We start from the raw sequence: 20,203 nt of genomic DNA on the forward strand, positions 1-20,203 counted from the left end.
CATAAGGGAGGTCATTCCAGTTGGTAAACCTTATTGCTGGTAGGTTGCTCCTCAGCAGAGCCTACTTCCTCTTCAGATTTACATTCCCAATTTAATACAATATTTGGATAAAAATCACCAACTATTTTTGGCATCATTACCCAAAAAATCGATCTCCCAGTCAAACTAAGTTTTCGATTTAGCAAAACTTTAGCGAATAATCTTGATTAGCGGAGTAAAATTCGACCTGCCGATATATTGGGTCTTTGCTCTTAAGCAAGAGATTATCGAAATCTCATAACACCAGCTCTATTTGATAATTGCTTTGCAGTAAAGTATTTGACTCAACCTTCAGAAATTGCTTCATACCAAATAATTTCCTTTTAAGAAAATCTAAGTGTTCCTTTTGTTCGGTTTTGAAGCTTTCAATTGTTCATATTCGAACACATCCGAATTTAAATCTTCCTTAAAACACCTTCCAAACCCAAATTAAGCCTTTTACACAATATGGCACATTCCGTGCATCTAGAATTGGCATGAACGCATCTATTAACTAAAGAACAGAAAATGCAAACGCTCCAAACCATGAAAACTATTGTAACTCTTCTAACCCTAACCTTGTTTTTAACAGGATTTGCCCAGGCGCAAAATGGAACCGTAAAAGGTCTCTTAAAGGACAATCAAACAACGCCTATTCCCTACAGCAATGTAGTGGTTTATCAATCTTCGGATTCAAGTTTAGTAACTGGAAATATCACCGATACCGAAGGTAATTTCACTATCAAACTGGAATATGGTGAATACTACCTGAAAATTTCGGCAGTGGGATTTGAAACCTATCTTTCCAAACCAATTTCGATAAATGCAAATACTCCGACCGCTGATTTTAGTACTATTACTTTGCAGGAAGATGTGCAAGTTATGGATGCTGTTGAAGTAAAAGCCATGCGCCCACATGTGATTGTGGAAGCTGATAAAATGGTTGTAACGGTAGAAGGAACAGCTATGGCGGCTGGAGCAACGGCTTATGAAGTGTTAGAAAAATCACCTGGTGTGTTTGTAGACCAAGATGGAAATATTCAGCTGAATGGAAAATCAGGCGTGCAAGTAATGATAGATGGTCGTAGATCCTATTTATCTGCTACTGACCTTCAAAATATGCTTCAGGCTATGTCGGCAGACAACATCAAAAATATTGAACTCATTAATAATCCCTCAGCTAAATATGATGCCGAAGGAAATGCAGGTATTATCAATATCACTTTGAAGAAAAACAACATCCAAGGTATGAATGGTAGCCTAAATGCAGGATATCGATATAATGAAATGCAAAATTATAATACAGGACTGCAACTAAACCATAAAAAAGGTGCCTGGAATTCTTTCGTAAATGCTGATTTATCGCAAAGAGGTAGAATTAGAGATGCGGGATTCTACAGAGAAATCACCCAAACCAATGGTACTCAAACCAACCTGGATCAAAATGGAAAAGAGTATGTAAACAGACTGATTCCTTCTTTAAGAGTTGGAACGGATTACGACATCAATGATATGCAATCAGTGGGAGTAATGCTGAATTTTTACGGTCAGGATGTTTACCATGATTTCATTTTAGACACCGATTTAGCTCAGGGAGAAGATGAATTTATGATTAATTCTGACAATCAAATTGACTATCAATTTCTAAACACTCAAGCCAATTTGCACTATGTACATAAGTTAGATACAAACGGAACTCAAATTACCACAGATTTAAATTATGTAAAATTATTCAATCAGGGTGGAGCTTCATTTACAAATAGTTATTTTCAAGAAGGCAATTCTGAGCCCTATTCAGTTGAAAAACTGGAAAACGAAAATCCATTCGCTTATGATATTTATTCCGCACAAGTAGATTTTGAAGGAAAGCTCATGGATAATATTAAAATGGAAGCTGGATTAAAAGCGAGCCATGTTGTGATGGACAATGAAATCAATTTTTATGAAATAGAAGACAATCAACGTATTTTGGACCCCAACAGAACTAATCATTTTGTTTATACTGAGCAGATATTTGCAGCTTACACTAGTTTAGCCGGGAATATTAACAAGAAAATTTCTTATAAAGCAGGGTTAAGAGCCGAACAAACGTACTCCGAAGGTGAATCCATTACATTAAACACAGTAAATGAAAGAGATTATTTTAAACTTTTTCCTAGCTTTTTTCTACAGCATAATATTTCAGAAGCTTATCAAGTAAATTATAATTATAGTAGGAGAATTGACAGACCGAATTACAGTAATTTGAATCCATTTGTAATGTATTTGGATCCTTACACTTGGGCACAAGGAAACCCATATTTGAGACCACAATTAACACATTCTATGTCAGTTACTCAGACTATCTTAGGGCAATACAATTTAGTACTAGATTATGGGTTAACCAGTAATTTTATTGCAGAAGTACCGATACAGAATCCTGAAGATGGAACAACAGTCTTCATGCAGCAAAATATTGATGACCAAATCAATTACAGTGCAACGGCCATTATTCCCGCTCAACCTTTTAAATGGTGGTCAATTAATGGGAATTTATCGGTTTTTCATCAGGAATTTACCACCTACTTAAATGGAAATCAAGTAGAAAATAATGCAACTTCTGCTTTTGCAAGAGCAGGAAATACTTTCATTCTTCCAAATGAGTTTAAGCTAGAACTAAATGCAGATTACAGGTCGAATACTGTTTGGGGAGTTTACAGAATTGGAGCTCAATGGGGCATTGATTTTGCCGTAAATAAAAGCTTCTTGAATAAAAAGCTTGATGCTTCTTTGAACATCACCGATATATTTAGAACCAGAAAATTTGTAGGTAACTCTAATTTCAACGGAAATATTAATGAGATAAGCCAGTATTTTGGGCAGCAAAGCATCGGCTTTTCTTTGAGATACAGATTTAGCAAAGGCGAAGAATTCAAAGCAAAACAACGAAACACCAATTTGGATGAATTGAATAGAGCCGGAGGATAATTAAAGTTTAGGTTAAGAATATCCGGAAAACGACAGTCTTTCATAGCTGTCGTTTTTTTTTATTATTGTTTGAAGGAATGAGTAAATTTAGAATAGCAAATACTTTATGAGGAGTAAAATCATAAAGGGTAAACCAAAATATATTATCACTCTGATTCTATTCGGAGCTTCATGCCACCACAAGGTCCACCATGGCTTAAAATATCCTAATAAAAGCGGTATCCCGAAGCAAATCAAAACAATATTAATATAATACAACTACTCGTCCTGTTAAAACCAAAGAATATCGAAAATCAATCTCTCTATTCAGTAAAGTTACATTTTTCTCGGATATTTGCACAAACAAACTTTTTAAGATGATTACAATTGCAAAAAACGAGCAATATTCTTTAATGGTGGACATCACCAAAAATAGAGCTTTTTTAAAAATTAATGGTTTCTGGAGAAATAAAGAAGACATTCCTGGTTATTTACAAGATTGGGATGAGGCCTTGAATAAACTAACTAAAGGATTTACCCTTTTAACAGATGCAACTGAAATGGTTATCCACCCTGGAGATGTTCGAGATGTACATTCAAAAGCGCAACAAAAAATAGTAAGTGCAGGTGTGAAAAAAGTAGCCGAATTGCATAGATCTGGAGTTGCAGGTGTACAATTAGATAGTGTTTCGAATGAAAGTGGTATGCCAAAACAAAAATTCGATAATAAGGAAAAAGCTTTACAATGGCTTGATAATTAAAGCCGCAGTAAGAACTCGAAATAATTTCTTCGAGTTCTTACTTCTTATTTCCAACTACTATTTTTCAGCCAATTCAAAGCCAAAGCGTTGATTAAAACCTGCTATTCCTTGCAAGCCACCAGAATGGATGATTAAAATATGGTCATCTGATGAAATTTTATCTTTCTTCCACTCCATTAATAATCCATACATCATTTTACCAGTATATATGGGGTCTAATGGTATTCCTGTTTTTTCATGAAATTCCATCATAAAATCAACTAACTCCTCTTTCCATTTAGCATAGCCGCCAAAATGATATTGAGTAAGCAATTGCCAATTAGAGTTCTCATTTGCAATTAAACTTTTGACCTCATCCTGTACCCAATCACCTTTTAAAACAGAAAAACCAAGTACCTTTTGATGAGCTGCTTTTCCGTTAATTAGACCAGCTAATGTGCCACCAGTACCAAAACAAGCTGCTATTAAATTGTAATGCTTCGGAATATAATCATGGATTTCTAGGGTTCCTTTTATCGCTAGGTCATTGGTTCCTCCTTCTGGAATTATATAAGGATTTTGAAATTCAGCTTTCAACTTATCCAGAAATTCATCTGAGTCTTTAATTCTATATTCTTCCCTGCTTATAAAGTGAAGTTCCATTCCATGGCGCTGTGCCAATTCTAAAGTAGGGTTTGTAACTTTTTCTCCCCTAATGATACCAATTGATTTAAATCCTGAAGATTTGGCTAAAATTGCAGTTGCGACTATATGATTTGAAAAGGCACCGCCAAAAGTTAATAAAGTATCATACCCATTTTTTGAAGCTTCAATGAAATTATATTTCAATTTGAAAAATTTGTTTCCTGAAGCCCCCTCATGGATTTTATCTAATCTTAAGACATCAAATATCAACCCGCCAAATTCCACTCTTTGAATAGGAACATCTTGAGGACTAAATATATTTTCAATCGACATGAAGCAAAATTATAGCTAATTAATTAACTTTATTCAGCTAATCAGAAAATTATTGGCATTAATTAGAGATTTATGAAAAAGATTCAATTTTCTTTAATCGTACTTACGTTTGCTTGCACTGCATGCATGCGTTCTGTATCAATTAATACCCTACGGCCCGCAGATATTCACATTCCTAATGAGGTACAATCTATTGTGCTAGTTGATAGAACCGCTTATGAGAAAGATGCTATCGGAATAGTAGAAGGAATACTAACTGGAGAGGGCATAAATGAAGACCAGGATGGTATAATGGCGATGTTTTCTAGCTTAAAAAATAGTTTGGACATTTCTCCCAGATTTAATGTGGTGATGGCAAGCGAAAAAATTAAAAGGGCAAACTATTCTGGGTTCATTTCCTGATCCGCTAAACTGGAGACAAGTCGACCAATTAACCCGAAAATACAATACGGATGCCCTTTTGGCGATTGAAATTTTTGATAGCAACTTCATTATCACGAATGGAAAGCGCAAAAATACCCGAACGGTAGAGGATGAAGATGGAAATAAAATCGAGGAAGAATATACTGAGTTTTTTGCAGAAGGAATTGGCAATACTAGAATCGGTATTCGATTATACGATAGCAAAAATAGAACGGTAATTGATCAAGATATTTACACTGAAAATAAAACCTGGGAGGCTTCTGCTACAAATTTAAAAGATGCCTTGGCAAAACTTGTCAACAAATCGCAAGCCACAAAATTCTTGGCCCAATCTGTTGGAAATACCTATGCAGGAAAAATCGCTCCAATGCCAGTCAGAATTTCAAGAAGCTATTTCGCTAAGCCTAAAAAGAATATTTATTTGAGTAAAGGAGCCAGACAGGCCAGTGTAAATCAATGGGAATCTGCTATAAATACATGGGAAAATGGGTTGCAATCAACTTCCAGTTCTAAAGTTGCTGGTAGATTAGCATATAATATTGCTGTTGGATATGAAATAATCGGAGATTTATATTTAGCTCATGAATGGGCAGGGAAAGCATTTGTAAACTATGGAGAAAAAAAGGCAAGAAGTTATGCTTCTACCCTTAATAATAGGATGGTAACTGAAGAAATTCTTAACGAACAATTACGATTGCCAAATGTTACTAAAGAAGATAATCAAAAAGAAAAACCAGAAAACAAACCTGTATTTAAGCTAAATGTTAAAGGAAATTAAATGTTACAACTGTTCATTATTGTACAATTTAAACTTTATACCTTTGATGACTTTTAAATATAAAGATAAGAGCAGTATTTAACCATAAGTATCTGCCTACTTATTTTATCAAAACATCAACCAGCCCTTACATTTTTTAAAGTTACAATAGGTTTTTATATGTCTTCAGAAACAGAAAAAGCTGTACTATACTTTGATTTACACTTTAAGTTAGTAAACAGTTCAGATGAAATTATTCAGTTTTTAGAACAATTCAAAGTTGCTACAACAACGCAATCTGAATTTACTGGAAATATTGAATTTCAATCTCTCTCAGATATTTTACGACAAAATAAGCATATCGCTGGCTTGGAAAGTGGATTCGAAAAAGAGCTGGAAAGCATGTTTGGTGAAATCAAACTTGAGATTTGTAGAAGATTGAAAACTATGATAGCTTTCGAAATTTACTTCAATATTTTAAAAGAAGACTGGAAGAAAATTAAAGTTTTAAATTCTGTACTTATCGATTTAAAAGAACAAGGGATTTTTTTTATGATAAATCAATTACTTAAACAACATGATATAAGTTTAGGAAAGAGAATTGATTTTGAAGAAAAGTTTAAACCTTTTTCACCAAAATTAAATGCTACAAATGCCAAAAACCATACTAAAATGGTTTTAAAAGCCGATAAGCAGAAAAATTTAAAGGATTTTCATGTGGGCTTAAATCTAATAGAGATCGAACGGATCTTCTTGAAAACAAAAGAGAAAAATGTAGAAATTGCGGCCAGTGAATTACCAGAAGAGATTATTTACGAAAAAATTATACCTAAAATAATTGATGGTTATTCTCTGGAATATAACTTAAAGACTCAACCAGATTCTTATTTTAAAGAAGCCTTTAACATTGAGAATTATACATTAATGAACCTTTAGTTTCCTTCGTTTAAAGAGATTTCATCTTTCTTCAATTTATTAACAATTAAGCTACTAGCTCCAATTATAGGAGCAGATTGATTTTGTAACTGTGAAGAAATCACTTTTACTTTTCCTTTAAAGACTGGCATTAAATTCAATTCCAGATGTTCCTTTACAGGATTGAAAATTAAATCTCCTGCTTGTGATAATCCTCCAAAAATAAAAATCGCTTCTGGATCTGTATGAATAACTGTATCAGCTAGTTTGGTTCCCAGAATTCTTCCCGTGTATTCAAAAGCTTGCTTTGCAATGATGTCTCCTTTCAAAGCATATTTAGTTATCATTTCAGGACTTAACTCATCAAAACTTACTGACCTTAAAGGACTTTCTTCCGTGTAATCGGCTAACAATTTATAAATAGTTCTTTTAATTCCAGTAGCTGAAACATAAGTTTCTAAACAACCCCGCTTTCCGCATCCGCAGAATCTACCATTTCCATAGGTAACGGTAGTGTGTCCTAATTCACCTGCGAAACCATTTGCTCCATTTACTAACTCACCATTACACACAATTCCAGCTCCTAAGCCAGTACCTAGCGTAATAACAATGAAATCCTTCATATTCTTGGCACCGCCAAAAATCATCTCCCCGACAGCCGCTGCATTTGCATCGTTAGTGACTACTACCGGAACACCGAATTCATCTTCAAGCGTTTTTGCTAATGGTAAAATTCCTTTCCATCTTAAATTGGGCGCGTGTTCAATAGTTCCTTTATGATAATTTGCATTAGGCGCACCTACTCCAATACCAATCAATTCGTGCCGCTCAGGGTCAAGGCCCTTACGAATTTCATTGGAAAGTAAAAGTATATAATTTGCGAAAATTTCTTCCGTTTGAGTTGGAATTGCACCTTGATATAAAACTTTCCCTTCTAAAGTTACGATTCCAAATTTAGTACCCGTGCCACCTATATCAATCCCAATGCTAACTTTCATACTGCTCTCTATTTAAAATTGCTCAATTCGCAATATCTGTTTTGTAATGTTTTTTAATTAAATAACCCACAAGCAAATCAATAGGCTCTTCCACAAAAATTCCTTTTATCAATTTATATTCCTCTACTACTTCAGTAACAATATCTTCAAAAAAGTAGGGTACAGAACCTACAAAATGAACCGGAAGATTTTCATAATTTTTAATACTACAGATATAAATTTCTACAAATTCCGCTATACTACTCTTTACCATTTCATGAAGATAAGCATTGTCAATTCTCTCCTTAATAAACTGACTAAAACTACTTAAATAAACATTTGCATATGGTTTTATGTAAACGCTTAGTAAAATTTCTTCTTTATTTAGCTGGAAATCTCGCTCTAAATCTCTTGAAATATCCTCGGGTAGTTGTCTCTTTAAATATTTACTTAACAGTTTTTTCCCAAAATGACTTCTGCTTCCTTCATCTCCAAGAATAAAATCCATTCCGCTTACTTCCTGACGAACAATATCGCCATCAAAATGACAAGCATTAGAACCCGTCCCCATAAGTGCAGTGATAGAAGGCTCTCCATCAAAAGTTGCAAAAGCAGCTGCTACTATATCCTCTTTAACATAAAGATGTGATTTATTGAATACTTTTGAAAGTCCTCTTTCCACCATAGAGGCAAAATGTTTACTGGAACATCCAGCACCAAAGTAGTAAACAACCTCTATTTCTTCTTTATGACCAATAATTTCAGCACCTAATGATTTTACAATATCACTAATTGCTACATCATCCATGAAGAAAGGATTAATACCCTTAGTACTTTTCTTTACCAATATGTTTTTAGCATCTACTAACTGCCAATCGCATTTTGTGGAACCACTTGTGCCTATTAAAATCATAATTTATATTGATAAAATTTTAGCAATTCGCAAATCATCCTTGTGGATATCTTTTGGCTGTTTCATTATTTCCTCGAATTTATTAAAAATAATGTCATGGTGTCTGATACCTACCATTGAATCTGTTTTACCAGCATCTAATCCTTCAACTGCTGCCACGCCCATTTTACTGGCCAAAACCCTATCAAAATAGGTAGGTGTCCCCCCACGTTGAAGATGTCCTAATATAGTAACTTTCGTGTCAAAATAAGAGGATTTCTCTTTCACTTTCTGTGCAATTTGCATTGCTGAACCCGATTTACCTCCTTCTGCCACAATTACTAAGCTGGAAGTTTTATTTTTCTCTCCACCCTTATTTAGTTTTTCGACTAACTCATCAATAGAAGTTTCCTCTTCCGGAATAATAATGGAAACTGCACCTCCAGCTATACCACTACTTATGGCAATGTAGCCAGAATCTCGCCCCATAACTTCAATAAAAAATAAGCGATTATGTGATAAAGCTGTATCTCTGATTTTATCAATTGCTTCAACCGCGGTATTGGTAGCAGTATCGTATCCTATGGTATAATCCGTACCAGCGATATCATTATCTATGGTCCCTGGAATGCAGATATAAGGCATTCCATGTTCCAAAAATAAATGATGCATCCCTTTAAAAGAACCATCGCCTCCAATTCCAATTATGGCATCAATATTTTGCTTTTTCAATTGCTTAAAAGCTTTTGTTCTACCCTCAGGAGTTCTGAATTCTTTAGAACGTGCGGACTTCAACATCGTACCCCCTCTTTGCAGGATATTGGCAACAGAACGTACATCCATTTCCTCAAAATCCCCTTCTATCATACCTTCATAACCACGGTAAATCCCTACAATTTCTTTGTTATAAAAAATACCTGCTCTTACAACAGCTCGTATTGCGGCATTCATTCCTGGTGCATCTCCACCAGATGTAAAAACACCAATTCGATTTATCTTGTTCATTCAAAAAAAATTGTTCTGCTTGCCAAAGATAGTGTAATGTGTACACTTAGCCAATAGTATTTTACTATCTTTGCAATACTAATTGTATAGAAAAATGTCAGAATTCCATTACAATCCACATATTTCAGTTGATTGCGTCATTTTTGGCTTTGATGATGAAAAGATCAATATTTTATTGATAAAGAGAAAGCAAGAAGGTAAAAATGTTTATGCTTTACCAGGAGATTTAGTTCAGAAAGGTGAAGACTTAGAAGTAGCCGCTGCTCGAGTGCTTTTTGAACTTACAAGCATGGAAAATCTTTATTTAGAGCAATTTAAAACCTTTGGTTCCCCTGATAGAACTTCTAATCCTGTGGATGTGGAATGGATTAAATCAGTAAGAGAACATCCGGAAGCTAGAGTAGTAACTGTTGCTTATAATTCACTAGTGAAAACAGATGATTTTGAATACAAGCCTTCATCCTTTGCAGAAGATGTACTATGGCATCCTATAGAAAAACCACAAAAACTTGCTTTCGATCACAATGAAATTGCCAATACTGGTTGGGCAATGTTAAGAGAGAAAATCAAAAGAGAACCGATTATTGCATTTTCATTATTGCCTGAAAAATTCACACTACGACAATTACAAACACTTTATGAAGCTATAGTTGGGCAAGAGTTAGATAAAAGAAATTTCAGAAAAAGAATGCTAAGAAATAGATTTTTAGTAGCCCTTAATGAAAAGGAAACAGGTGTTTCTCATAAACCCGCACAATTCTATCGCTTTGATGATCTGATTTACAAAGAAGATTTCGCAAAAGATCAGTGGTTTTTATTCTAAATTTTCTTCGTATTTTTAAAATATGAAGCTGTTTGAAAAAAATCCGAATTCTGATTGGGCAGAAACCCGAAAAATTGGCAGATTGAAATACGCAATCACGCATGGAACTGTCTTTGGTCTATTCGTTTTCATTTTCAATCTTGCGCTTATATTTTTTTATGACTCATTCAAAACCGAATTTCTTATTAACGATTTGATGATATTTCTCCTCATCTCTCTCACAATGGGAACTTTCGGTTACTACACTTTGATGTGGTGGATTCAAGAAAAGCTTTATCAAACTGAGAAAAAAGATCGTTTTTAAATGTGTGGCATAGCAGGGATTTGGTCAAAAAACGGGACGTTAGATAAAGAAAAGTTTGACCAAGCACTTGGTTTAATGAAACACAGAGGGCCTGATGAAAGCCATTCTATAAAAACTAGCCGCGCAATTCTAGGCACTCAAAGATTAAAGATTATTGGCCTGGAAAGTGGTCAACAACCTGTAACAGATAAGGCAGGTCATTTTCTCACCTTTAATGGAGCGATTTACAATTATCCCGAAATTGCCCAGTCGCTTTCTATCAGCTCGTTATCTGACACAGAAGTCCTTTTCCAGCTTCTAATTCAGCAAGGAATAAATTCCACCCTGCAAACTTTAAGAGGAATGTTTGCTTTCGCGTTTTATAATGAAATCGAAGAGACCTTCCTATTAGCCAGAGACAGAATGGGACAAAAGCCGCTTTATTATTATCAAGATGAGAATAGTTTACTTTATGCTTCAGAACTGAAAAGTTTAAAAAAACTGATGCAATTAAAAGGAATAGCAGTTGAAATCAATGAAAATTCCATTTATCATTATTTGTGCTTTTCTAATATACCTGAACCCTCTACTATCTATAAAAATGTCTTTGCAGTTCCTCAGGGGCAATACTTGAAATACCAAAATGGAAAATTAGAGATAAAGACTTATTGGGAGCATCAATACTTCCCAAAAGAAAAAATCTCGTTTTCTGATGCGAAAGAAAAAATACAGCATACGATTGAAGAATCTGTTAAAATCAGATTAAGGGCAGATGTACCCAAAGGATTATTTTTATCAGGTGGTTGGGATAGTTCCATAATTGCTTTTGAAGCATCCAAACACGAAAAAAACCTAAAAGCATTTACGGTTGAATATCCTTTTCAAACAACACAAAATGAAAGTCAAATTGCTAAAGAAACGGCAAATCAATTTGGTTTGACTCATGAAATAATTAGGATTGATAAAAGCCCTTTGTCGCTATTAGAGAAATCTATTTCCACATTTGACCAACCATTAGCGGATAGCAGTGCTCTTCCAAATTTAGCTGTAGCTGAATCAGCATCTCAGCATGTGAAAGTCATGTTAAATGGTGATGGAGGTGATGAGCTTTTCGGTGGATATAGGCGTTATTTTACTGCGAAAAATATTCAAAAACTAAGCATTACTAAACATTTACTGCATATCCTTCCGCTGGGTGCGAGGCGTTCAAAACTTGGATTTTTAAGTAGAATTTCAAGAATTTCAGCTCTACCTGCATCTGAAAGATATCTATTATATACTACCGATATGTTTCAAGATGATGATATTTCAACTTTTTGGAACAACCGAAATGAACTAAAAAATAAATCTGAAAAGCTTTTAAATTCCTATTTCAATTCGGATTTATCGGATTTAGATCAACTCATGCACTGGGATAGAAATTTCAATTTACTTTCTGGGATCCTCGTTAAAATGGACAGGGCGAGCATGGCGTTTTCCATTGAAGCTCGATCGCCTTTATTAGATCATCATTTATTTGAAATCAGCAATCAATTGCCCGACTCATTTAAAATATCAGGTTTCAGAAGAAAGCATATTTTGAAATCAATTTATGCTGACAAACTTCCATTAGTTGTAACAAGAGCTCCAAAAACTTCATTTGAAGCGCCATTGGATAATTGGTTGCGGGATGATTTTAAAGAAATAATTAATGACTTGCTGTTGAGTCCACAAGCAAAAATCTATCGTTATGTAAATTATACGGAAATTATGATGCTTATTAATGGCATTAAATTTCAGGAAAGAAATACTGATTATATGATTTATGCCTTGTTAGTATTGGAAATCTGGCTTCAAAAGAATGACTAATGATAAATCACTTGAATAATCAGAAAACTTTAACAAAATTCGAATATGAGTTATAAAGAAGTTGACCCGAAATCAATTAAAACACCAGAATTGCATGGCTTATTATTAGGCGCTATTGCTCCACGTCCAATTGCTTTTGCCAGCACCATCGATAAGGAGGGAAATGTGAATCTAAGCCCTTTTAGTTTTTTCAATGTCTTCGGAGCCAACCCCCCAATTTTAATTTTTTCACCAGCACGAAGGGGGCGAAATAATACCCCCAAACATTCTTATGAAAATGTGAAAGAAGTGGCGGAAGTGGTTATCAATATTGCTAATTATCCAATGGTGGAGCAAATGTCCTTGGCTTCAACTGAATATGAAAAAGGAGTAAATGAATTTGTGAAGGCAGGATTTACGGAGGCAAAATCTACGAAAGTGAAACCTCCCAGAGTTGCTGAGTCACCAGTTGCATTTGAATGTAAAGTTAAGCAAGTTATTGAAACTGGCGAAAATGGTGGCGCTGGAAATCTCGTAATTTGTGAAGTAATTCATATACATGTGAATGAAGAAATTTTGGATGAAAAGGGGCAAATTGACCCATTCAAACTAGACCCTATTGGCAGATTAGGAGGAAATTGGTACAGCCGGTCGAAAAAAGCATTATTTGAAGTAGAAAAACCACTTCAAAAACTCGGAATCGGAGTTGATGCGTTGCCTGAAGAAATAAGAAATAGCAGCGTACTTACTGGGAATGACTTAGGAAAGCTTGGTAATATTGAAAAAATACCCACATCTGAAGAATTACAAAAAATACTTTTGCCTGTTCCTTATCAAGACATCATAAAGAACCCCAACGCTAAGGAGCAGCATGAAATAGCCCATCAATTGTTGGAAGAGAATAAAGCTATGATGGCATGGAAAGTATTATTAAAACTATAATTTTTGAAAAGGATATTTTTTAAAATTCAGTCTTGATTGACCATCTTTCATGGAATAACCAATACAAACTTTCTGAAAATCAGAATTTATACCCTTTAGAGTAACTTTTACCTCTTTGTCTGAAATCTGATTTTCCAAAAAATAAAATACTTCTGTACTTCCATATTTTGTGTGTGGTAATAAATCCGCATGCTTTTTCATTTCAGCCCATAAAGTGTCTTCAATGGAAAATGCATAAACTCTTTTCACTGGCCCAGTATTATTTTCATTTCTGTTAAAGGCTAGTTCTTTAAAATCTCCATTTAAAGAATTAATATTCTCCACAGAAAAAAGAGAATAAAAAATTAATCCTATAATAACAACAGCAATTAATAAAATTATTTTTTTCATATCCCCTGATTTATTCATTAAACGCTATAAACTAAACACCACTCATAAAGTAAAGCAAAAAAAAATTAAATTTTACACGGCCTACTCATTTTACTTACTAAAATAAAGCCCTATTTTATCGTAAATTAAATCTTTAAATTTTTTGACCAAAATGAATTTTAATACCAAAAACAACCTCGATAAAATCATTTGTAAAACAACGTATGAAAAAGATAATAACTGTTTTTGTTGCGTTTGGGAAGGTTATGCGAATGTGGATGCCATCAAAAGCTGGGGTTTAGAATTTGCTGATTTAGTAAAAAATACTAAATGCGCTTATTTATTAAATGACGATAGCAAATCTACTGGCCCTTGGACTCAAGCGATGGACTGGATAGAGTCTACGCTTATTCCAAAAGTAATGCAAGCAGGGCTAAAATATTATGCACATGTCGTTTCTGCCAATACGTTTTCAGAAATGTCTGCTAAGGAGCTTAATATAAATATTGCAGGTAAACTTGAAATGGCTACATTTAAAACAGTTGAAGATGCCAAAATATGGCTAAAATCGAAACAAGCTTAAAATTTTAAAGAAAGTAGTATTTCTTTAATCTCATTTATTTTAGAAATACTACTTTTCATTTTCAATATGAACTTCACAGCGCTGGTTTGCAATCAGTTCTTTTTGCTTATCAAAGGTGAAAGCTGATTTTTCAGCTTCTAACTGTTCCTGATAACCTTTTCGCAATTGTTTTCTCTTGACCGCTTCCGCAAATCTTCTGACATCATCTTTCGATTCAAGAATTAAGGAAGGAACGGTCATCAAACTTCCGTCTTCATTTTTGGCAACCATTGTAAAATAGCTCGTATTGGTGTGTTTGACTAAGCCAGATTTCACATTTTCTGCGATAACTTTTATGCCAATAATCATACTAGAATTACCGACATAATTTATTGATGCCATCATCGAAACTAGTTCCCCAACCTCCACAGGTTGTAGAAAATCTACATTATCAACAGAAACAGTTACACAATAAGCCCCACTATGCTTGGTGGCTGTTGCATAAGCCACTTTATCCATCAAAGAAAGCAGTATGCCTCCGTGAATCTTTCCGCCAAAATTAGCATAAGATGGAATCATTAATTCTGTTATAGTAGTTCTTGAATTTTGAGCAGATTTTGCTTTCATATAATTACAATATTATTAAAACTTCTAATTTAAGAATTTTTTAATTTACCATTGATCTTTATTGACAACCAACAAAAATGAGATCTGATCGTTAAGTTGGCAACTAATTTTTTAAAATCATTCAATCTTAAATATCATAAACCCAAATGCGTCACTTAATTTTTATCTATTTCATTAATTTCATTAATGTACTAATTCAATCAACACCAATATTTGCCCAAACCTCATTAGAGAAAGCGGAAAAGTATTTTTCAGTTCGTTGCGAAATTATCGATAATGGAAAAGCCAATAGTTCAAATATTGATGATGCAATTAAATTTTACAAAAAAAGTAATGCTGAACCTGAAAGAACCATTGGTTTATTAAAAAGCTATGAATTTAAAGCTTCCTGGACCGATGTGTCAAAAAATGAAAAGCTTGCATTGTATGAAAAAGCCATTACACTTGCTGAAAATAAAACGATAGATTTTCCAGAAAACGGAGCTATTGCCTATTGGCATGTGGCAAACTACGCCAGAAGAGCAGATTTACTAAATATTACGGAAGCAGCACAAGAAGGTGTTATTGATAAAATTAAATCCTTAGCAGAAAAAGCGATTAAACTTGATGAATATTATAATCAAGCAGGTGCATTACGATTGTTAGGAGGCATACATTTAGAAGTCCCGAGCATTCCATTAATATTAAGTTGGCCTTCATATGAAGAAGCCGAAAAATTACTAGAAAGAGCCTATCAAATTGCTCCTGAACATCCCGCAAACGTTTATTTATATGCGAAACTACTCTATGAAATAGATGAAATTTCACGTTCAGAAAAGTTATTGGAAGAATTAATTAAGAGAACACCTCGAAAACATTTTGAATTAGTAGATGCTAAGTATATTCAAAAAGGTCAGGAATTCTTTGAAAATAATTTTGACTATTAATCTCCCAGTGAATTTTTGGTCACGTAATATCTATAACCAACTATAGCCTTTTCCCACTTTTTAAGTTTAGTCAGATCTTTTTTGGCAAAGCTTGGGAGAACTTTCTTATTAATTTTTGCGATTATTTTAAAAAAAGTCTTTTTCATAAAAAAAGCCTCTTTTCAGAGGCCTATTTCTTATTTTGTTGAATATCTTTTTAAACGTGTTTTAAGCTGTTCTCTATCGCTAGTGATACTTGGATCGCTGTAAATGCTTTTTGAAAGCTCTGCAACTGCTTTTTTCTTATACCCTAGTCTCTCAGCTATTTCCTGACAAAAAACTATCTCACTTTTATACACTTTACCATCAATCTTCATCAATTGAACAATGTTATACAAGTATTCAAAACGTTGATCCTCAGATAAAGTATCTAAATTTTTGATGGGTTGTGGATTCTTCATCATATTATAGATTTCATCTTCAGAAACACCATTGGCTTTACCAATTTTTTCAATCAAATTAGCCTCTTTATCCGCCAATTCATTATCAATTGTGGCTAGTTTTATTAAGATTTTTAGCTGTTCTTTTAACATGTTTCGAGTTTTAAACTTTTAAGTTTTATGTTTTTTATGATATAAGTAAGCAGTTAGACTTTATTCATTATTCATACACTCTGCTGTCTTTATATAATTATTGCAGCTAAAGTTAATAATACTTTTGAAAAATCACATTTTTTTACTCACCAATGTAAGTAATAATATTATTTTAATTTAAAATTTTCTTCGTTCAGCAGAATAAATTTGTAAAAATGGGATGTTCCACAGAATTTTTCATAAACACCTTCTATTAAAATTAAAATTTAGGCAAATATAAATAAACTGAAAAAAGAGAAGATAAATTATAACAACTCAAAAGACGATAAGTTATCTGCATAAATTTAAATACTTTTCTATTATTTTAATCATTATTACTATCTAAAGTAAAAAAGAGAAAACACGCAAAATAAAAATTAGAAAATGCTTATTGTCAAATTGAATTAACTTAACAATGAATTAATAATGCTTTCATTTATTATAATTGTAGCCATTGTACATACTTAAATTATAGAATGATGTGCTGTTAAATAATTTAAAAGAAGGATAAACTTTTCTATCTTCAAGCAAAATTTTAACGTCTCATTATGATATTAGATACCATTGACTGGGTTATTCTGATTGGGTTTTTGCTTATTTCATTAGGAATAGGATTTTGGACTTCTAGGCAAAATAAGAGTGCTTCAGATTATTTTGCCGCAGGTGGTAAAATGCCCTGGTGGCTTTTAGGGGTTTCTATGGTTGCCACAACCTTTTCTACAGATACTCCTAACTTAGTCACCGATATCGTAAGGCAAAATGGTGTTTCAGGAAACTGGGCTTGGTGGGCATTCTTATTAACTGGTATGTTGACGGTATTTGTTTATGCTGGTCTCTGGAAAAAATCAGGCGTTTTAACTGATGTTGAATTTTACGAATTACGATATTCCGGCAAAGCTGCTCGTTTCTTAAGAGGTTTTAGAGCAATTTACTTAGGGCTGCTTTTTAATGTGATGATTATGGCCTCAGTAACTTTGGCTGCCATTAAAATCGGTGGCGTATTATTAGGACTAAGGCCAGTGGAAACGGTAGTGATAGCTGGCTTAATTACTGTAATTTATAGCAGCTTAGGTGGATTAAGAGGTGTTTTATTTACAGATTTCCTGCAATTTTTCCTGTCACTAGGTGGAGCATTAGTTGCGGCTTATGTTGCTTTAAATCACCCTATGGTCGGGGGATTAGATAATCTATTAACACATGAAAATGTAGTAGATAAATTATCATTTTTTCCTTCATTCTCAAATCCTGAAATGTGGGTAATGCTCTTGATTATTCCTTTGTTGGTTCAATGGTGGAGTACGTGGTATCCCGGAGCAGAACCAGGGGGAGGTGGTTATATAGCACAAAGAATGTTTGCAGCCAAGAATGCTGATCATTCTATCAAATCAGTTTTATTTTTCAATGTCGCTCATTACGCCATTCGCCCTTGGCCATGGATCATCGTAGCCTTATGCTCCCTTATTGTTTTTCCTGATTTGGATAGTTTTGCAAAGGCTTTTCCTGCAGTAAATTCAGGAGTTGCCACTCATGATATGGGTTATCCTGCTATGCTGACTTTTATTCCCGCGGGATTACTGGGCTTGGTGGTTACTTCATTGGTCGCAGCTTATATGAGTACGATTTCCACTCATCTAAATTGGGGCTCTTCCTATTTAGTAAATGATGTCTACAAAAGATTTATTAATCCTGAAGCATCGGAGAGTAAGCAAGTTTTATTAGGAAAATTACTAACAGTAATTTTGATGATATTCAGTATGTTAATGGCTTTAGTCTTAGAAAATGCACTACAGACTTTTGAAATCTTACTGCAAATTGGAGCTGGAACAGGACTGATTTATATCCTTCGCTGGTTCTGGTGGAGAGTAAATGCCATTAGTGAAATTGTAGCCATGGTAGTCAGCTTTCTAATTGCGATATATTTTGCCTTTGCAAATCATCCTTTTGGTTTTGAGGAGTTGTTATCATGGCAAAAATTAATAATTGGAGTTAGCATTACTACAGTTGCTTGGGTATTGGCTAGTTTTTACACTGAAAAAACCACCGATGAACAATTAGCCAATTTCTTAAATAAAGTGAATCCTGGAGGGCCCGGATGGAAGAAAATTATAGCCAGATTATCAAAAAAAGGCTTAATTGAACCAAAAACTCAGAAATGGAAAGTACCCACCGGAATTATTTGTATGATTGCTGGAAGTATGGGTGTTTATGGATTTTTATTCAGCACCGGATTATTTATTTATGGAGATACCTTAAAAGCCAGTGGATTATTACTCTTCAGCTTACTTTGCGGAATAGTGATTTTCAAATTGTATCCTAAAATTATTGCTGAGGATTAATCGGTTGCTTACCTACTAATATTTGAAAAAACATTTTAAAGTCTGATGCCAAACTCCAAAGTGGATAGGTGAAAGTAGCGGGTTTATTTTTTTCATAAAAGAAATGACCTACCCAAGCAAATCCATATCCTACAATTGGTATCAAAGCAAGCCCCCAATAAGTTTGCGTAATTAAAGCCCAAGCTAATATGGCAAATAATAATGAAGTGCCTGTAAAATGTAATTTCCTACAAGTTGGATCCTGATGCTCTGATAAGTAATATGGATAAAATTCTTTGAAGCTATTGTATTTTTTCTCTGCCATAATCATCGAATTGATATTCTAATATAACTATTTAGCATTAATTTCCATATGCTTAATGATAATACAATTGCTTTTTAAAATTCATAAACTAAAAGAAACGGTACAGTTTTCGGTCTATTTTTTCCAAAAACTCAAATACCATGAAAAATAATTTTATCTTACTTATCGCGCTATTGACAATCAGTAGTTGTACCGTTGTTCGCCAAGGTGAAGTTGGTGTAAAACGAAAATTCGGAAAAATTGATCCTAACGTATACTACGCAGGAATGTATGTGGTCAATCCTTTATTTGCAGTCATGTTAAAGACGCCTACTAGAACCGAAAATCTAGAGTTAAATCTAAGTTTACCTAGTAAAGAAGGCTTGAGCATCCGCTCCGAAATTTCTATTTTATATAAAATTAAAGAAGACAAAGCGCCTCTCATTATTGAAGATATAGGTCAAAACTATGTACAAAATGCAATTCTTCCCGTTTTCCGTTCTGCTGCTTCGGATATATCTGCAAACTTTATGGCTAAAGACATGCATTCCGGAAAAAGAAAACAGATTGAAACCGATATTAAAGAACGAATGACTGAGATATTGGGAGAAAGAGGTTTTATAATTGAAGAAGTGCTGATGAAAAGTATTGAATTACCTGAGGAACTGTCTGCAGCAATAGAACGCAAATTAAAAGCAGAACAAGAATCAATGAGCATGGATTTTATTTTAGAAATCGAACGAAAAGAAGCCGAGCGAAGAAGAATTGAAGCTGAAGGAAATAGAGATGCACAGAAAATTCTAGCCGAAGGCTTAAATGATGCGATTATTCAATTGCGAAGTATTGAAGCCTTTAAAGAGTTAGCCAATAGCCCAAATGCAAAAGTGATAGTCACCGATGGCAAAACACCACTATTGATTCCTGGAAATGACTAAAATTTAAGAAGGCCTTTGAGGAGATTCA

At 33.9% G+C, this 20,203-nt stretch carries 22 protein-coding genes; 13 read left to right on the plus strand and 9 right to left on the minus strand.

Annotation, left to right across the window (positions count from 1 at the left end):
- Nucleotides 1–11 precede the first annotated feature (11 nt).
- On the minus strand, nt 12–137 hold the full coding sequence (locus VFM92_RS05195) for a hypothetical protein (protein ID WP_325121132.1): 126 nt from the start codon (nt 135–137) through the stop codon (nt 12–14).
- A 427-nt stretch (nt 138–564) separates the two neighbouring features.
- On the opposite strand from VFM92_RS05195, the gene VFM92_RS05200 reads away from it, so the two are divergent.
- Nucleotides 565–2,985 carry an outer membrane beta-barrel protein gene (locus VFM92_RS05200; RefSeq protein ID WP_325121133.1) on the plus strand — a complete coding sequence of 807 codons (2,421 nt, stop codon included), beginning with the start codon at nt 565–567 and terminating at the stop codon, nt 2,983–2,985.
- 356 nt (nt 2,986–3,341) lie between these two features.
- Nucleotides 3,342–3,725, plus strand: a complete 384-nt coding sequence (locus VFM92_RS05205; RefSeq protein ID WP_325121134.1) for a hypothetical protein — start codon at nt 3,342–3,344, stop codon at nt 3,723–3,725.
- 57 nt (nt 3,726–3,782) lie between these two features.
- On the opposite strand, the gene VFM92_RS05210 is transcribed toward VFM92_RS05205, so the two are convergent.
- Complete coding sequence (locus VFM92_RS05210; RefSeq protein WP_325121135.1) at nt 3,783–4,682, minus strand: 1-aminocyclopropane-1-carboxylate deaminase/D-cysteine desulfhydrase; 900 nt, start codon at nt 4,680–4,682, stop codon at nt 3,783–3,785.
- Between the two features lie 72 nt (nt 4,683–4,754).
- Between VFM92_RS05210 and VFM92_RS05215 the strand changes: the two genes are divergently transcribed.
- The 3 genes from VFM92_RS05215 (at nt 4,755) to VFM92_RS05225 (ending at nt 6,798) form a co-directional block, all read left to right on the plus strand.
- Nucleotides 4,755–5,084 carry a hypothetical protein gene (locus VFM92_RS05215; protein WP_325121136.1) on the plus strand — a complete coding sequence of 110 codons (330 nt, stop codon included), beginning with the start codon at nt 4,755–4,757 and terminating at the stop codon, nt 5,082–5,084.
- On the plus strand, nt 5,068–5,883 hold the full coding sequence (locus VFM92_RS05220; RefSeq protein ID WP_325121165.1) for a DUF6340 family protein: 816 nt from the start codon (nt 5,068–5,070) through the stop codon (nt 5,881–5,883). The genes VFM92_RS05215 and VFM92_RS05220 overlap by 17 nt, the downstream gene beginning before the upstream one ends.
- 159 nt (nt 5,884–6,042) lie before the next feature.
- Nucleotides 6,043–6,798 (plus strand): hypothetical protein, encoded by a 756-nt coding sequence (locus tag VFM92_RS05225; protein ID WP_325121137.1) that lies wholly within the window; start codon nt 6,043–6,045, stop codon nt 6,796–6,798.
- Here VFM92_RS05225 and VFM92_RS05230 read toward each other — a convergent pair.
- The 3 genes from VFM92_RS05230 to pfkA are packed head-to-tail and all read right to left on the minus strand — an operon-like array spanning nt 6,795 to nt 9,651.
- A complete protein-coding gene (locus VFM92_RS05230; RefSeq protein ID WP_325121138.1) occupies nt 6,795–7,775 on the minus strand; it encodes an ROK family protein in 981 nt (326 codons plus the stop codon). The two genes, VFM92_RS05225 and VFM92_RS05230, sit on opposite strands and share 4 nt — an antisense overlap.
- Nucleotides 7,776–7,797: 22 nt before the next feature.
- Entirely contained in the window at nt 7,798–8,667 is an 870-nt protein-coding gene (locus VFM92_RS05235) for a hypothetical protein (RefSeq protein WP_325121139.1), read from the minus strand.
- 3 nt (nt 8,668–8,670) lie between these two features.
- Nucleotides 8,671–9,651 carry a 6-phosphofructokinase gene (gene pfkA / locus VFM92_RS05240; protein WP_325121140.1) on the minus strand — a complete coding sequence of 327 codons (981 nt, stop codon included), beginning with the start codon at nt 9,649–9,651 and terminating at the stop codon, nt 8,671–8,673.
- A 94-nt stretch (nt 9,652–9,745) separates the two neighbouring features.
- Between pfkA and VFM92_RS05245 the strand changes: the two genes are divergently transcribed.
- The 4 genes from VFM92_RS05245 to VFM92_RS05260 are packed head-to-tail and all read left to right on the plus strand — an operon-like array spanning nt 9,746 to nt 13,526.
- Nucleotides 9,746–10,474 (plus strand): NUDIX hydrolase, encoded by a 729-nt coding sequence (locus VFM92_RS05245; RefSeq protein ID WP_325121141.1) that lies wholly within the window; start codon nt 9,746–9,748, stop codon nt 10,472–10,474.
- A gap of 22 nt (nt 10,475–10,496) precedes the next feature.
- Entirely contained in the window at nt 10,497–10,778 is a 282-nt protein-coding gene (locus VFM92_RS05250) for a hypothetical protein (protein WP_325121142.1), read from the plus strand.
- The gene (gene asnB / locus VFM92_RS05255; RefSeq protein ID WP_325121143.1) at nt 10,779–12,605 is read left to right on the plus strand and encodes an asparagine synthase (glutamine-hydrolyzing); all 1,827 of its coding nucleotides are present in this window, start codon (nt 10,779–10,781) and stop codon (nt 12,603–12,605) included. It abuts the gene before it with no gap.
- Between the two features lie 45 nt (nt 12,606–12,650).
- Nucleotides 12,651–13,526, plus strand: a complete 876-nt coding sequence (locus VFM92_RS05260) for a flavin reductase family protein (protein ID WP_325121144.1) — start codon at nt 12,651–12,653, stop codon at nt 13,524–13,526.
- On the opposite strand, the gene VFM92_RS05265 is transcribed toward VFM92_RS05260, so the two are convergent.
- Complete coding sequence (locus VFM92_RS05265; protein ID WP_325121145.1) at nt 13,521–13,916, minus strand: hypothetical protein; 396 nt, start codon at nt 13,914–13,916, stop codon at nt 13,521–13,523. The two genes, VFM92_RS05260 and VFM92_RS05265, sit on opposite strands and share 6 nt — an antisense overlap.
- Before the next feature lie 151 nt (nt 13,917–14,067).
- Between VFM92_RS05265 and VFM92_RS05270 the strand changes: the two genes are divergently transcribed.
- The gene (locus tag VFM92_RS05270; protein WP_325121146.1) at nt 14,068–14,478 is read left to right on the plus strand and encodes a hypothetical protein; all 411 of its coding nucleotides are present in this window, start codon (nt 14,068–14,070) and stop codon (nt 14,476–14,478) included.
- Between the two features lie 48 nt (nt 14,479–14,526).
- Here the strand turns inward: VFM92_RS05270 and VFM92_RS05275 are convergent, their stop codons facing one another.
- Nucleotides 14,527–15,084: an acyl-CoA thioesterase gene (locus tag VFM92_RS05275; protein WP_325121147.1), complete on the minus strand. Its 558-nt coding sequence runs from the start codon at nt 15,082–15,084 to the stop codon at nt 14,527–14,529.
- Nucleotides 15,085–15,230: 146 nt separating this feature from the next.
- On the opposite strand from VFM92_RS05275, the gene VFM92_RS05280 reads away from it, so the two are divergent.
- Nucleotides 15,231–16,010 carry a tetratricopeptide repeat protein gene (locus VFM92_RS05280; RefSeq protein ID WP_325121148.1) on the plus strand — a complete coding sequence of 260 codons (780 nt, stop codon included), beginning with the start codon at nt 15,231–15,233 and terminating at the stop codon, nt 16,008–16,010.
- 176 nt (nt 16,011–16,186) lie between these two features.
- Here VFM92_RS05280 and VFM92_RS05285 read toward each other — a convergent pair whose 3' ends face one another.
- Complete coding sequence (locus VFM92_RS05285; RefSeq protein WP_325121149.1) at nt 16,187–16,582, minus strand: TerB family tellurite resistance protein; 396 nt, start codon at nt 16,580–16,582, stop codon at nt 16,187–16,189.
- 587 nt (nt 16,583–17,169) lie between these two features.
- Between VFM92_RS05285 and VFM92_RS05290 the strand changes: the two genes are divergently transcribed.
- Nucleotides 17,170–18,957, plus strand: a complete 1,788-nt coding sequence (locus VFM92_RS05290) for a sodium:solute symporter family protein (RefSeq protein ID WP_325121150.1) — start codon at nt 17,170–17,172, stop codon at nt 18,955–18,957.
- Here VFM92_RS05290 and VFM92_RS05295 read toward each other — a convergent pair.
- Nucleotides 18,941–19,261: a DUF962 domain-containing protein gene (locus VFM92_RS05295; protein WP_325121151.1), complete on the minus strand. Its 321-nt coding sequence runs from the start codon at nt 19,259–19,261 to the stop codon at nt 18,941–18,943. The two genes, VFM92_RS05290 and VFM92_RS05295, sit on opposite strands and share 17 nt — an antisense overlap.
- 140 nt (nt 19,262–19,401) lie before the next feature.
- On the opposite strand from VFM92_RS05295, the gene VFM92_RS05300 reads away from it, so the two are divergent.
- On the plus strand, nt 19,402–20,175 hold the full coding sequence (locus VFM92_RS05300; RefSeq protein ID WP_325121152.1) for a prohibitin family protein: 774 nt from the start codon (nt 19,402–19,404) through the stop codon (nt 20,173–20,175).
- Nucleotides 20,176–20,203: the final 28 nt, after the last annotated feature.

Source organism: Marivirga sp., assembly GCF_035704835.1.
Classification (GTDB): Bacteria; Bacteroidota; Bacteroidia; order Cytophagales; family Cyclobacteriaceae; genus Marivirga.

Excerpts from the sequence above, each read along its gene's own strand:
- asnB (WP_325121143.1), top strand. The coding sequence starts at position 10,779 with ATGTGTGGCATAGCAGGGATTTGGTCAAAAAACGGGACGTTAGATAAA.
- VFM92_RS05210 (WP_325121135.1), bottom strand. The coding sequence starts at position 4,682 with ATGTCGATTGAAAATATATTTAGTCCTCAAGATGTTCCTATTCAAAGA.
- VFM92_RS05265 (WP_325121145.1), bottom strand. The coding sequence starts at position 13,916 with ATGAAAAAAATAATTTTATTAATTGCTGTTGTTATTATAGGATTAATT.
- VFM92_RS05295 (WP_325121151.1), bottom strand. The coding sequence starts at position 19,261 with ATGGCAGAGAAAAAATACAATAGCTTCAAAGAATTTTATCCATATTAC.
- VFM92_RS05275 (WP_325121147.1), bottom strand. The coding sequence starts at position 15,084 with ATGAAAGCAAAATCTGCTCAAAATTCAAGAACTACTATAACAGAATTA.
- VFM92_RS05195 (WP_325121132.1), bottom strand. The coding sequence starts at position 137 with ATGATGCCAAAAATAGTTGGTGATTTTTATCCAAATATTGTATTAAAT.
- VFM92_RS05225 (WP_325121137.1), top strand. The coding sequence starts at position 6,043 with ATGTCTTCAGAAACAGAAAAAGCTGTACTATACTTTGATTTACACTTT.
- VFM92_RS05235 (WP_325121139.1), bottom strand. The coding sequence starts at position 8,667 with ATGATTTTAATAGGCACAAGTGGTTCCACAAAATGCGATTGGCAGTTA.
- VFM92_RS05245 (WP_325121141.1), top strand. The coding sequence starts at position 9,746 with ATGTCAGAATTCCATTACAATCCACATATTTCAGTTGATTGCGTCATT.
- VFM92_RS05200 (WP_325121133.1), top strand. The coding sequence starts at position 565 with ATGAAAACTATTGTAACTCTTCTAACCCTAACCTTGTTTTTAACAGGA.
- VFM92_RS05270 (WP_325121146.1), top strand. The coding sequence starts at position 14,068 with ATGAATTTTAATACCAAAAACAACCTCGATAAAATCATTTGTAAAACA.
- VFM92_RS05280 (WP_325121148.1), top strand. The coding sequence starts at position 15,231 with ATGCGTCACTTAATTTTTATCTATTTCATTAATTTCATTAATGTACTA.
- pfkA (WP_325121140.1), bottom strand. The coding sequence starts at position 9,651 with ATGAACAAGATAAATCGAATTGGTGTTTTTACATCTGGTGGAGATGCA.
- VFM92_RS05250 (WP_325121142.1), top strand. The coding sequence starts at position 10,497 with ATGAAGCTGTTTGAAAAAAATCCGAATTCTGATTGGGCAGAAACCCGA.
- VFM92_RS05260 (WP_325121144.1), top strand. The coding sequence starts at position 12,651 with ATGAGTTATAAAGAAGTTGACCCGAAATCAATTAAAACACCAGAATTG.
- VFM92_RS05285 (WP_325121149.1), bottom strand. The coding sequence starts at position 16,582 with ATGTTAAAAGAACAGCTAAAAATCTTAATAAAACTAGCCACAATTGAT.
- VFM92_RS05205 (WP_325121134.1), top strand. The coding sequence starts at position 3,342 with ATGATTACAATTGCAAAAAACGAGCAATATTCTTTAATGGTGGACATC.
- VFM92_RS05300 (WP_325121152.1), top strand. The coding sequence starts at position 19,402 with ATGAAAAATAATTTTATCTTACTTATCGCGCTATTGACAATCAGTAGT.
- VFM92_RS05290 (WP_325121150.1), top strand. The coding sequence starts at position 17,170 with ATGATATTAGATACCATTGACTGGGTTATTCTGATTGGGTTTTTGCTT.
- VFM92_RS05230 (WP_325121138.1), bottom strand. The coding sequence starts at position 7,775 with ATGAAAGTTAGCATTGGGATTGATATAGGTGGCACGGGTACTAAATTT.
- VFM92_RS05215 (WP_325121136.1), top strand. The coding sequence starts at position 4,755 with ATGAAAAAGATTCAATTTTCTTTAATCGTACTTACGTTTGCTTGCACT.